This window comes from Pseudomonas veronii (assembly GCF_002028325.1).
In the GTDB taxonomy this organism is placed as follows: Bacteria; Pseudomonadota; Gammaproteobacteria; order Pseudomonadales; family Pseudomonadaceae; genus Aquipseudomonas; species Aquipseudomonas veronii.
In genome coordinates this window covers 3554821-3567915 of the sequence record NZ_CP018420.1, presented here as the reverse complement: position 1 = coordinate 3567915, position 13095 = coordinate 3554821, and the positions used below count along the sequence as shown (strand labels likewise).

General features: G+C 62.8%; 11 protein-coding genes. 4 read left to right on the top strand and 7 right to left on the bottom strand.

What is annotated here, in order from left to right:
- Window positions 1–9 precede the first annotated feature (9 nt).
- From PverR02_RS16150 to PverR02_RS16135, 4 genes are read left to right on the top strand one after another with little or no spacing between them, the layout of a single operon-like run.
- Window positions 10–777, top strand: a complete 768-nt coding sequence (locus tag PverR02_RS16150) for an SDR family NAD(P)-dependent oxidoreductase (RefSeq protein ID WP_017846263.1) — start codon at window positions 10–12, stop codon at window positions 775–777.
- Between the two features lie 13 nt (window positions 778–790).
- Window positions 791–1975, top strand: coding sequence for an acetyl-CoA C-acyltransferase (locus PverR02_RS16145; RefSeq protein ID WP_017846262.1), 1185 nt, complete (start codon window positions 791–793; stop codon window positions 1973–1975).
- Between the two features lie 9 nt (window positions 1976–1984).
- Entirely contained in the window at window positions 1985–3112 is a 1128-nt protein-coding gene (locus PverR02_RS16140; protein ID WP_079443871.1) for an acyl-CoA dehydrogenase, read from the top strand.
- A gap of 11 nt (window positions 3113–3123) precedes the next feature.
- Complete coding sequence (locus tag PverR02_RS16135) at window positions 3124–3897, top strand: enoyl-CoA hydratase (RefSeq protein ID WP_017846260.1); 774 nt, start codon at window positions 3124–3126, stop codon at window positions 3895–3897.
- 63 nt (window positions 3898–3960) lie between these two features.
- Here PverR02_RS16135 and PverR02_RS16130 read toward each other — a convergent pair whose 3' ends face one another.
- The 7 genes from PverR02_RS16130 to PverR02_RS16100 form a co-directional block, all read right to left on the bottom strand.
- Window positions 3961–5112 (bottom strand): acyl-CoA dehydrogenase family protein, encoded by a 1152-nt coding sequence (locus PverR02_RS16130; protein WP_079443870.1) that lies wholly within the window; start codon window positions 5110–5112, stop codon window positions 3961–3963.
- 3 nt (window positions 5113–5115) lie between these two features.
- Window positions 5116–6219, bottom strand: a complete 1104-nt coding sequence (locus tag PverR02_RS16125) for an enoyl-CoA hydratase/isomerase family protein (protein ID WP_079443869.1) — start codon at window positions 6217–6219, stop codon at window positions 5116–5118.
- Window positions 6220–6353: 134 nt separating this feature from the next.
- Window positions 6354–7199, bottom strand: a complete 846-nt coding sequence (locus PverR02_RS16120) for an alpha/beta hydrolase (RefSeq protein WP_017846257.1) — start codon at window positions 7197–7199, stop codon at window positions 6354–6356.
- Complete coding sequence (locus PverR02_RS16115; protein ID WP_079443868.1) at window positions 7196–8821, bottom strand: cytochrome P450; 1626 nt, start codon at window positions 8819–8821, stop codon at window positions 7196–7198. The genes PverR02_RS16120 and PverR02_RS16115 overlap by 4 nt, the downstream gene beginning before the upstream one ends.
- Window positions 8822–8823: 2 nt before the next feature.
- On the bottom strand, window positions 8824–10341 hold the full coding sequence (locus tag PverR02_RS16110; protein WP_046489486.1) for an acyl-CoA dehydrogenase family protein: 1518 nt from the start codon (window positions 10339–10341) through the stop codon (window positions 8824–8826).
- A 233-nt stretch (window positions 10342–10574) separates the two neighbouring features.
- Entirely contained in the window at window positions 10575–11285 is a 711-nt protein-coding gene (locus PverR02_RS16105) for an HPP family protein (protein WP_046383498.1), read from the bottom strand.
- 188 nt (window positions 11286–11473) lie between these two features.
- On the bottom strand, window positions 11474–13084 hold the full coding sequence (locus PverR02_RS16100; RefSeq protein WP_079443867.1) for an ArnT family glycosyltransferase: 1611 nt from the start codon (window positions 13082–13084) through the stop codon (window positions 11474–11476).
- Window positions 13085–13095 lie beyond the last annotated feature (11 nt).

Below are 13095 nucleotides of genomic sequence, written 5' to 3'. Positions count from 1 at the left end.
GAAACAACGATGCAGATTGCAAACAAGGTTTTTCTGGTCAGCGGCGGCGCGTCGGGCCTCGGCGCAGCCACCGCTGACATGCTGGTCGCCGCTGGCGCCAAGGTGATGCTGGTGGACCTGAACGCCGATGCCGTCGCGGCCAAGGCCAAACAACTGGGCGACAACGCCCGCAGCGCGGTGGCGGACATCAGCCAGGAAGCCGCTGCCGAAGCCGCCGTGCAGGCCACCGTTGCGGCCTTTGGGGGCTTGCACGGGCTGGTGAACTGCGCCGGTGTGGTACGTGGCGAGAAGATCCTCGGCAAGAACGGCCCCCATGGCCTGGCCAGCTTTGCCCAGGTGATCAACGTCAACCTGATCGGCAGCTTCAACCTGCTGCGCCTGGCCGCTGCGGCCATCGCAGAAACCCAGGCGGACGCCGACGGTGAACGCGGCGTGATCATCAATACCGCGTCGGTGGCGGCGTTTGACGGGCAGATCGGCCAGGCGGCGTATGCTGCGTCCAAAGGTGCGATCGCCAGCCTGACCCTGCCCGCCGCGCGTGAATTAGCACGCTTCGGCATTCGGGTGATGACCATCGCCCCCGGCATTTTCGAAACCCCGATGATGGCCGGCATGACCCCGGAAGTCCGCGATTCCCTGGCCGCTGGCGTGCCGTTCCCGCCACGCCTGGGCAAACCGAGCGAATACGCCGCGTTGGTTCGGCACATTATTGAAAACAGCATGCTCAATGGCGAGGTGATCCGTCTCGACGGCGCCTTGCGCATGGCAGCCAAGTAAGAGAGGAAGCGTCATGAGTGACCCCATCGTAATTGTCAGCGCCGCACGCACCCCCATGGGCGGGTTCCAGGGCGATCTCAAAGGCCTGACCGCGCCGCAACTGGGCTCCGCGGCGATTCGCGCCGCCGTCGAGCGTGCCGGCATCGCCAGCGATGCCGTGGATGAGGTGCTGTTCGGCTGTGTACTGCCGGCCGGCCTCGGCCAGGCCCCGGCACGCCAGGCCGCGCTTGGCGCCGGGCTGGACAAGGCCACCCGCTGCACCACCCTCAACAAAATGTGCGGCTCGGGCATGGAGGCGACGATGCTTGCCCATGACTCGCTGCTGGCCGGCAGCGTTGATGTGGTGATTGCCGGCGGCATGGAAAGCATGTCCAACGCGCCGTACCTGCTGGACCGCGCACGCAGTGGCTATCGCATGGGCCACGGCCGCGTGCTCGACCATATGTTCCTCGACGGCCTGGAAGACGCTTACGACAAAGGCCGCCTGATGGGCACCTTTGCCGAGGACTGCGCACAACATAACGGCTTTACCCGCGAGGCCCAGGATGCGTTTGCCATTGCATCCCTGAGCCGCGCACAAGCGGCGATCAGCAATGGCAGCTTCGCGGCCGAGATCGTCCCGGTGCAGGTCACAGTGGGCAAGGAGCAAAAAACCATCCTGCATGATGAGCAACCGCCCAAAGCCAAGCCGGAAAAGATCGCCAGTCTGAAACCGGCGTTCCGTGAAGGGGGCACAGTGACTGCGGCCAACTCCAGTTCGATTTCCGACGGTGCGGCGGCCTTGCTCCTGATGCGGCAGTCCGAGGCGCACAAGCGCGGGCTGCAACCCTTGGCGGTGATCCGTGGGCATGCGGCGTTTGCCGATGAGCCGGGCCTGTTTCCGGAGGCGCCGGTGGGGGCGATCCGCAAGTTGATGAGCAAGACCGGCTGGAACCTGGGCGACGTGGACCTGTTCGAAATCAACGAAGCCTTTGCCGTGGTCAGCCTGATCACCATGAGCAAGCTGGAGATCCCCCACGACAAGGTCAACATTCATGGCGGCGCCTGTGCCCTGGGCCACCCGATCGGCGCCTCAGGCGCGCGGATTCTGGTGACGCTGCTGTCGGCCCTGCGCCAGAAAGGCCTCAAGCGTGGCGTCGCCGCGATTTGCATCGGCGGCGGTGAAGCCACGGCCATGGCAGTCGAATGCCTGTATTAAGGATTGAACATGCTGCCCAATGACGAACAACTGCAAATCAGCGACGCGGCCCGACAATTCGCCCAGGAACGCCTGAAACCGTTCGCGGCCGAATGGGACCGCGAGCACCGCTTTCCCAAGGAGGCCATCGGCGAAATGGCCGAACTGGGCTTCTTCGGCATGCTGGTGCCGGAACAGTGGGGCGGTTGCGACACCGGCTACCTGGCCTACGCCATGGCCCTGGAAGAAATCGCCGCCGGTGACGGGGCCTGCTCGACCATCATGAGCGTACACAACTCGGTGGGCTGCGTGCCGATCCTCACGTTCGGCAACGATCAGCAGAAAGAGCAGTTCCTCAAGCCCCTGGCCAGCGGCGCGATGCTCGGCGCCTTCGCGTTGACCGAGCCGCAGGCCGGTTCCGATGCCAGCAGCCTGAAAACCCGGGCGCGCCGCGAAGGCGACCACTATGTGTTGAACGGCTGCAAACAATTCATCACCTCCGGGCAAAACGCCGGCATCGTGATTGTGTTTGCCGTCACCGACCCGGCGGCGGGCAAGCGCGGCATCAGCGCGTTTATCGTGCCGACGGATTCGCCGGGCTACACAGTGGCGCGGGTCGAGGACAAGCTGGGCCAGCATGCGTCGGACACTTGCCAGATCCTGTTCGAAGACGTCAAGGTGCCGCTCGCCAATCGTCTGGGGGAGGAGGGCGAAGGCTACCGCATCGCCCTGGCCAACCTCGAAGGCGGGCGGGTCGGCATTGCCTCGCAATCGGTGGGCATGGCCCGCGCCGCCTTTGAAGCGGCGCGCGACTATGCCCGCGAGCGCGAAAGTTTTGGCAAAACCTTGATCGAACACCAGGCCGTGGCCTTCCGCCTGGCGGACATGGCCACGCAAATCGCCGTCGCACGGCAAATGGTGCATTACGCCGCCGCCCTGCGCGACAGCGGCAAACCGGCGCTGGTCGAGGCGTCCATGGCCAAGCTGTTCGCCTCGGAAATGGCCGAGAAAGTCTGCTCTGCCGCCTTGCAAACCTTGGGCGGTTACGGTTACCTGAGCGACTTCCCCTTGGCGCGGATCTACCGCGATGTGCGGGTCTGCCAGATTTACGAAGGCACCAGCGATATTCAGCGCATGGTCATCTCACGCAATCTTTAAGGAGCCACTACATGAGTTACGAAACTATTTTGCTCGACGTGCAGGGCCGTGTCGGGTTGATCACCCTCAACCGCCCGCAAGCCCTGAACGCGTTGAACGCACAACTGATCAACGAGTTGAATCAGGCGCTGGACACCCTGGAACGCAACCCTGAAATCGGCTGCATCGTGCTGACCGGCTCGAAAAAAGCCTTCGCCGCCGGCGCCGACATCAAGGAAATGGCCGAGCTGACCTACCCGCGGATCTATATCGACGACCTGTTCAGCGAGGCCGATCGCGTGGCCAACCGTCGCAAGCCGATCATCGCGGCCGTCAACGGCTTCGCCCTGGGCGGCGGCTGTGAGCTGGCGCTGATGTGCGACTTCATTCTGGCGGGCGACGGCGCCAAGTTCGGCCAGCCGGAAATCAACCTCGGCGTGCTGCCGGGCATGGGCGGCACCCAGCGCCTGACCCGCGCCGTGGGCAAGGCCAAAGCCATGGAAATGTGCCTGACCGGGCGCTTTATCGATGCGGTGGAAGCCGAGCGTTGTGGGGTCGTGGCGCGTATTGTCCCGGCCGATGAACTGCTCGAAGAGGCGCTGAAAGTCGCCACGCTGATTGCCGGCAAGTCGGTGCCGATCAGCATGATGGTCAAGGAAAGCGTGAACCGGGCGTTTGAAGTGAGCCTGTCGGAAGGCGTGCGCTTTGAGCGTCGGGTATTCCATGCGGCGTTTGCGACGCAGGATCAGAAGGAAGGCATGGCGGCATTCGTGGCCAAGCGCGCGCCTGAATTCAAAGATCAGTAAGCAGCTTATAAACGCCACAACCCCCCTGTGGGACGCTCCCACAGGGGGGTTGTGGCGTGTCAGTCAGAGCTGGTAGTTCTTCAGCTCCCGTGCAATTACCATCCGCTGAATCTCGCTAGTGCCCTCGTAGATCTGCGTGATCCGCGCATCGCGGTAGTAGCGCTCCACCGGATAATCCTCCAGATACCCATACCCGCCATGAATCTGCATCGCCGAGGAGCAGACCTTTTCGGCCATTTCCGAGGCGAACAGCTTGGCCTGGGACGCTTCCGACAAGCACGGCTTGCCCGCACTGCGCAGGCGTGCGGCGTGCAGGATCAGTAAACGTGCGGCATTGAGCCGGGTTTGCATGTCGGCCAGCAGGTTGGCCACGCTCTGGTGCTCGATGATGGCCTTGTCGAACTGCACGCGGTCACGGGCATACGCCAGCGCCGCTTCAAACGCAGCACGGGCGATGCCCAGGGCTTGAGCGGCAATGCCGATGCGCCCGCCTTCCAGGTTGGACAGCGCAATCGCCAGGCCTTTGCCGCGCTCACCCAGCAGGTTGGCCTCAGGCACGCTGCATTGGTTGAGGGTGACGGCACAGGTGTCCGAGGCGCGGATGCCCATTTTGTGTTCGGTACGGTCGACCACGAACCCCGGCGTGTCGGTCGGCACCAGGAAGGCAGAAATGCCGCGCTTGCCCAGTTCCGGATCGGTCACCGCAAACACAATCGCCAACTTGGCGCGCTTGCCGTTGCTGACAAACTGCTTGGCGCCATTGATCACCCACTGGCCGTCGCGCAGTTCGGCACGGGTACGCAGGTTGTGGGCTTCGGAGCCGGCCTGCGGTTCGGTCAGGCAGAAGCAGCCGATGGCCTGGCCGCTGGCGAGGTCGGCCAGCCAGGTTTGTTTCTGTTCAGGTGTGCCGTAGTTGAGGATTGGCCCGCAACCCACTGAATTATGGATACTCATCAGGGCGCCTGTGGCACCGTCGCCGGCGGAAATCTCTTCCACGGCCAAGGCATATGCCACGTAATCGACATAGGTGCCGCCCCATTCTTCCGGCACCACCATGCCCAGCAGGCCCAGTTCGCCCATCTTCGCCACCAGGGCATCATCGATCCAGCCGGCTTTTTCCCAGGCCTGGGAGTGAGGGGCGATTTCGCCACGGGCAAAGTCGCGCGCCATGTCGCGAATCATGATCTGTTCTTCAGTATATTCAATATCTTGCATGGCTTATCTCGCGACCTGCGTGAAGTTGTGGAAGAAGCTTTCCACGTGGCTCGGGTCCAGTCCATGGAGCGTCGACGGGTTCCAGAGCGGGCTCTTGTCCTTGTCGATGATCAGGGCGCGGACGCCTTCAATCAGGTCGCCACGCTCGAACCACTGGCGATCCAGATGCAGTTCCAGGGCGAAACACTGCTCCAGCCGCAAACGGCGCCCGCGCCGCAGCATTTCCAGGGTCACGGCCATGGCCAGCGGCGAACGGGTTTGCATCAGGTTGGCCGTGGTCAGCGCCCATTCATGGCTGTTGGCGACGGTTACCTGCTGCAGTTGTTCGACAATGCTTGGCACGTCCGGCAGGGCAAAGAAATGATCGATGGCGGGGCGCAAGGCGGCGAGCGGGGCGTCCGGCAGTTGTTGCACGGCCAGCTTGGCCAACACGCCTTGCAGGTCCTTGAGAGGGGAGTCTTGCCACGACAGTTGGTCGAGTTTCTGGTCGAGGTCGGCCAGCTTGGTGCTGTCCAGGTACCAGTCCGCCAGCCCGCAGTACAACGCATCGGCCGCGCGAATCTGCACGCCGGTGACGCCCAGATAAATGCCCAGTTCGCCAGGAATGCGCGGCAGGAAGTAGCTGCCGCCGACGTCGGGGAAGTAACCGATCGCCACTTCCGGCATCGCCAGGCGGCTGCGTTCGGTGACCACGCGCAGATCCGCGCCTTGCACCAGGCCCATGCCGCCGCCTAGGACAAAACCGTCCATCAGGGCCAGTATCGGCTTGCGGTAATGGTGGATGGACAGGTCGAGGGCGTATTCCTCGACGAAGAAATCCTGGTGCAGGCTGTCGCCGTTCTTGAAGCTGTCGTAAAGCGAGCGAATATCGCCGCCGGCGCAGAAGGCTTTTTCACCGGTACCGCGTAGGACCACGGCGTACACATGGGGATCGTCTGCCCAGGCCTGTAACTGTTCGGTCAGGCTGCGAACCATGTTCAGGGTGATGGCGTTCAAGCCGGCGGGGCGATTGAGGGTAAGGTGGCCAATATGGTTGCGAACGTCGGCCAGAACCTCTTGCTGAAGCCTGTCGGCGTGGCTTGCCTCGGATGAAACCTGAGCAGTCATCTGTAACTCCCTGCTTTTATTGTTCTTTATCAATATGTTCGGGGACGAACGCTCCCGCGATCGTACCAGTGCAAATTTGCCCAGTACAACCCGGAATCATGCAGGTCGTTTTTGCATTTATGCAGAACCGGCGATCAGGCCGCCGAAGGATGAAAATAGCCGGCCAGAGCCTCGGCGCAGAGCAGCACGGCCCGCCTGGCCGCAGGCTCGGCAGCGGGGTGGTTGATAAACCCGTGGCGCATGCCTGGGTACTCTTTGTGCCGCACCGGCACCCCGGCGGTTTTCAAGCGTCGCGCGAAGGCGCGCCCTTCATCGCGCAGCGGATCGCAGCCGGCGGTGATGATCAAGGCCGCAGGCAAGCCCTGCAGGCACGGATCGCGGGCGGGTGAAAGCCAAGGATGCGCCCGCGGCGTATCGGCGGGTACGTAGTGGCTCACGTACCACTCCAGCAATTCGGCCGTCAGCCCGAAGCCTGTGGCGAAGTCATGTCGGGAACGATTGCGCGCCAGGCAGTCGAGAAGCGGGTAGAGCAGTAATTGAAAACCGATGTGCGCCTCGCCCAGGTCCCTGGCCATTTGGCCGATCACCGCGGCAAGCCCGCCGCCCGAGCCACCGCCCGCCACGGCGATACGCCGAGTGTCCAAGCCCAGGCTGGCACCGTGGCGGGCGATCCAGACCGTGGCGGCATAACAGCTTTTTACCGCGGCGGGGAAGCGTTGTTCCGGTGGCCTCGGGTAGTCCACCGCCACCACGGCGCAGCCGGCCCACTCCGCCATCACCCGGCAAAAGCTGTCGTGGGTATCGAGGTCGCCTGTGACCCAGCCGCCGCCGTGGAAATACATCAGCACCGCGGCCGGCGCAGGACGGGCCGGCCGGTACAGCCTCACGGCCACCGGCTGCCCCGGTGTGGCCAGGGTCAGGTCGCTGACATCCATCACCACCGCATCACGCACTTCCCGGCGTGCCTGCTCGGGGCTCATGGCCTGGCCTCCGGTGCCTGTGCCTGGGCTTCGATTTCCACCAGGTAGTCCGGGGTTATCAGCGCCTTGACGCCCAACAACATGGTGGTCGGTTCGCAGCCCTCGAAAAACTCCTTATGCGCTTGGGCGATTTGCGGCCACCACTTCACGTTGGTGGTGTACATGCGTGTGGCAATCACTCGGGTGCGATCGGTGCCCAGCCGTTTAAGCGCCGCTTCGATGATTTCCAGGCAGCGACGGGTCTGTAAGTACACATCGTCGCTGGCGTAGGGGTTGCCCTGCTCGTCGAAGGCTACCGTGCCACTGGTGACGATGGTTTCACCGACGCGCAAGGCACGGCAGTAACCGCCATTTTTCTCCCAGGGGGCGGCGGAAAAGCAGCGCTGGATCGATGCGCCCTTTGGAATCGGTTCAAGTTCGACGTGGAGGGTCTTCAAGCCGCGGAACTGCAGGTTACTGGTACGCCACACCGGCGGCTTTTTCTCCTGCAGGCGCAGGTTCGGGAAGCGCTTGAGCAGGCTGCTGAACACCACCTCGGCCTCCAGCCGGAACAGCGCCGGGCCCAGACAGAAATGCACGCCACGGCCAAAGGCCAGGTGGTCGTTTTTCGCGCGTTGAATGTTGAAGCGGTCCGGGTCGGCGAAGTGCTCCGGGTCGCGGTTGGCAGCGGCACGTATCAGGTACACCAGATCGCCTTTGCGCAGGGTCTGGCCTCTGAGCTCGATATCTTGCGTCACGACGCGATGGCTGAACTGCCCCGACGGATCAATGCGCAGCATTTCTTCGATCGCGGGTTTCATCAACGAACCATCGGCCAGCAGTGCGTTCAACTGGGCAGGGTTGGTCAACAAGTACCACAGGCCGATGCCCAGCATATCGGCGCTGGTGGTGTAGCCAGCCACCAGAACAAAGGCCACCTGGGCCAGCAGATCATCTGTGCTCGTGTCGGGGCCGGCGGCGGCGATGACACGGCTGACCAAGTCGTCACGCGGGGCCTGTCGGCGTCGCTCGATCAGGTTGCCGAAGTACGCATACATCTCCTCCAGGCCTTGCGCGGCGGCGCCGGGAGTATTCGCCGGGTCAAGGTTGCCGACCAGAAACATCAGGATCACATCGGTCCAGCGCCGCAGCTTGAGCGCATCTTTTTTGGGGATGCCGTAGAGCATCGCCAGCACTCTGGCCGGCACCTGATTGAACAGGCGGCTCATCAGTTCGGCGGAAGGGCCCACTGTGGCGAGGAGTTCATCGGTAACCGCCTGGATGTCTGCCCGCCGCGCTTCAATCGAGCGCGGCGTGAATGCGCGGCCGAGCAGATGGCGGCTGGCCTCATGGACTTTGCCATCCTGGGCGTACATCCAGCGCGATGCTTTTTCAATAAAGGGCTCGTACATCGCGCGTTTTTCGGGCGGCAGTTGCGCGTTTACCAACTGGCGTATCCGATCCGAGGAGTAGAGCGCGGCGTCGCTTTGCGCCTTGAAGACGTCATCGAAGCGAGTCAGCATCCACGCCTTGTGCTGGGAACTCCAATACACGGGATGATGGGTGCGTAGAAACGCGTAGGCCGGGTAGGGATCGCGAACCGTGTCGGGGTCGCGGAAGTCGGGTTTGCCTTGAGGGTTCATGGTTATTGATCCTCATACAATGCGCGGGTGAACTGCTGGATGTAGTCGGCTTTCGCGATAGGCGCGTCGACCAGTTCGTCAGGCGGCTTCAGCCAGTCGCCGAGCCAGGCAATGCGCGCAATGCTGGCGCACGGTTCGTCATCGTGAGCGAGCCCCCAGCGGTGCAAATAGGCGACAAACACTGCGATCAAGTCGCGCAGCAGGCCCGGTTCGAGCGGCTGGCCTTCGAGCGCCTGAATGATCAGATCGAGGGCGCGGGCGTAAGTCAGCCCCACCGCTTGCGGGTGGGAAAAATCACCGGCGTCTCGGCACTGCCGGACAATGCTCCGCTCGATTGCCTGGCCCGGGTTACAGGGCGCGACCCGGTCAAATCGCGGACGGGACAGCGCATCCTTGATCACTTGGTAGGCCATCACGCTGTTGTCCCCGGCGAATGTCGGGCTGATCTCGAAGTCCATGCGCAGGGTGACGATCTGGTTGTAGTGGTGAAACCCTTGTGAACCACACAACTCACGGCACTGGGCGATCACTTCCAGGCCCATCCAGGTGCCGATGCATTTGCTTAATGCCGCGAGAATGTGCAGGTCTTTGCGCCGTTCGGTCTGCGGCCATTGCGCTTCGAAGCGTTCTAGGATGGCTTGCTCAAGATACTTGAGGGCCAATGCCTTGAGCTGGACGTTGTACAAGCGCTGGCGAAACAGCGGGTTGCCCAGTAGCGGGCCGGCCTGTGTCAGGCGGTGACGGGCGAATTGATAGGCCAGGTGCGCGCTCAATCCTGCACCAAGGCGCGAGGCGGCCATCAACAGCAGGCGCTCCTGGAGGAATGTCTCCAGTGCATTGATAAAACGTTCGTTTTTGGGCAGGTCGCTGACGAACTGGCCGTTGCGGGTAAACCTGGCGTGGCGTTGCAACAAGGCGTCGGTGTCCAGCTGCATCTGGCAAAAGCGCAAACCGCCGACCTGATTGGCGTGAATGCCGCCCTTGGGGTCGCAAGCCATGACCTTGACACCCGGGCGCAACGGACCGTTCTCCGTGTCGCGAATCACCACGCGAAACCAGTGGTGCCCCTGGTCTTCGCCATTGACCTGCAATCGCGCGAGTACCATCGCCACCTGGGCGGCATACAAACTGTTGCCGATCCAGTATTTACAGGCGCCGGCGCACGGAGAGTCGAGCACCAGGCAGTGCCGGGCAGGATCGTAGGTAACGGTCGTCTTGAGGTTACGCACGTCGGTGCCGCTGGCGATTTCAGTGCAGCCAAAGGCATACACAGCGCGCATCTGAATGACTTCATCGCGGTAGCGCGCCACTTGCTCCGGGCTGCCCTGGGTCAGTAAGGCGTTGGCGGCAATCATGTGGTCGACCAGCGAGGAATACAGTGCGTAATCGTAGGCGCCGATCACGCCGATCTGTTCGCACAGCGCCCTGAAATGTGATTCGTCCGGTTGGCCGAGCCACATGTCATTGTTGATCACTCCGGCATTGAAAATGGCGTGCATACGCCTGATGGTCAGGTCCATGTAGGCCCTGAGGGGGAGGTGGTGACGTTCTCGAGCAGCAAATAACGGGGTGCGAAGCAGGTGTTGCAGACATTCGTTCATACCGTAACCCTCAGCCAGACTCTGCATGTCTTCGCTACTGGGTTACGGCGTTCCAGACCTCAAGTGAACCACTGACATAGTTAGAACTTTAGCCGCCGTGTACTGCGTCGCAACTCTGTGGACACGCCACTCGTCGTGCGCCATACATGGGCTCAATTGACACGGCTTGCCAGCACCTCACCGATACTGCGGCGGCGCGCGTGGGTTTCTGCGGCGTGGATCAACTGTTCCAGTTCATTGGGTTCCACATCGTAGAACTGTTCCATCTCGGCCAATGCCAGCTTCAGGTCGGCGGCGGTAATCGCCGGATCGCGTGCGGCCCTGGCATCCTTAAAGATCGCTGTCGGCGACTCGCTGGCACCTTTGGGATAGCGCGTGCGGGTGGCATTGTTGTAGGCCAGTGCACAGGTCAATAACGCTCCGGCGCCGAGCATCACCACCGGCAGTTCCTGCCAGCCGAGCGCCGCCGAGGCCGGATCGGCCAGTACCAGCGTCATCGCCAGGCCTCCCGCGGGCGGGTGCAGGCAGCGCAGCCAGCAGATCAGGATCACAGTCATGCCCGCAGCCAGGCAGGCGCTGCCCAAGGTGCGCCCCAGGACCCGCGCGACCAACAGCGCGACCACGGCCGCACACAGGTAGCTGCCGATGATCGACCACGGCTGGGCCAGGGCGCCGGATGAAACGGCAAACAGCAGCACGGCCGACGCGCCCAGCGGGCCGAGCAGGTGCAGGGCGACCTCCATGCCAAACACTTGGGCGCAGAGCCATACGCTGAGCAGAGTGCCCAAGGCCATGCCGATCGCGGCACGGCTCCATTCGGCGGGGCGGGTATTGATGGCGGCGGGTAACCAGCGAGCGAGCATCGACAACTTCCATAAACAGCGGGCAAAAAAAAGGCTTGTCTGGTTTCCCGGAAAAGCCCTTGAAAGTTCCTGCATTTGGGGGAGGAACCTGCGTAGTGTGCCGAGCGCGATGCAAGGTCGCCAATGCATATTAATGCAGGTTAAATACAAAAATAATGGACTCAACTGGCCGGCTGCCGCCGGCGCGGTCAAGGTTGGAGGGGCTTGTCCAAGTGCAGCAGCACGTAGGGATTCTTGTCGAACGTGCCGGTGAGCGTCGGTGTGATCGAGCGCAATCGCGGGTCTTGCAACGCTTCGAAGTCGTCCTGGCTCATGACCAGCCACGCCGGGCCTTGCAACGTCGCCAGGTCGGCGGGCTGCTGTGTGAACAACGGCACTCGGTCGCAATCGAGGTTGACGATGAACTTGATGGCTTTGGCATCTTTGCCCAGCGCATGCAGCACGACGGGCGCCGGTTGCTGGTTGACCTGGGCCTGGACTTGCAGACTGAAGGTACGCGTGTCATAGAGGCTACGCTCCAGTGGCTCGACCACCCAAATATAGGTGGTCCATACTGCCAGCACCGCGGTCAGCGCCGGCGCCAGCATGCGCAGGCGTGCCTGGAACACCCCCACCAACGCCAGCACTTGAAGCACGCCAAGCACGCCCAACACCCAGCCGATGTGCGCCAACTGCTCCGGGTAACGCGGGCGCGCCATCCAGAGCCCGGCGATCAGCAACGCAGGTAACACGGTCCACAGGCTCAGCATCAAACCGCGCAGCCAGCCGAACAACCGGCCGTGGGCGACTTGAAACGGATACGCCGCAATAATGGCCGCCATCGGCAGCATCGGCAGCACGTAACGCGCTTTCTTCGCCTGGGGCACCGACAAGCCGAGCATCACCAGCAAGCCGGCCGCGGCGCAGTACAGCACCAACTGCAACGCTGGATCAGGTGCGCGTCGGCCGCCCAGCGCTATCGCCAGCAGCACCAGCAACGCCAGCGGGTAAGCCAGCGCGTAATTGCCCAGGGAACTGCTGAAGTAATACAACGCACCGCTGGAGCCTTCACTGCCATCCATCCGCCCGAGGAACTGCATGCGGATCACGTCCTGCATGAACGCTTCGCCGCCACTGAGCTTGGCCAGCAGCAACAGCAGGCCGACGCACGCCCCCAGCAGTGCCAGGGCCAACAGGCCGAAGCTGAACAGTTGGCGCCATTGGCGGTTGATCAGGAAGTAGCTGCACAGCACGCCCGTGGGAATCACCAGGCCAATCGGCCCACGGATCGCAAAGCCCACGATCAACAGCAGGTACAGCCAATGCAAGCGCTTGGCGGCGCCGAAGTGATCATGTGCATAACCCAGGTAGAACACCGTCAGGGCCACGGCCGCGAGCATCTGGTCCAACGACACAGCGCGGGTTTCGCTGATAAACGTGCTGCTGAGCAACAGCAGCGCAACACTCAGCAGGCCCCAACGCTGGGAGTAGGGCGCCGTCAGGCGATACACCAGCATGACGATCAGCGCCGAAGCGATGGACGTCGGCAACCAGGCCGTGAAGCTGTTGACCTGGCCCAGGGGCAAGGACAGCAGCCACGTCATCAGCGTCGAGGTCGCCAGGTAATCGGCATACGGTTGCCCGTAGGTCGTGGGAAAGAAGCTCGGCCCATGGCGCAGCATCTCCTGGGCGAATACCACGAAGCGCGAGTCAAACCCGATGATTGCCTGGTGCCAGTTACCGGCGATGAATAACAGCAACGCCAGCAGCGCCAACCCCAGCGACTGGCGCCGGATCGCTGCGTTCATCAGCTGGGGCATTTGATCTTTCA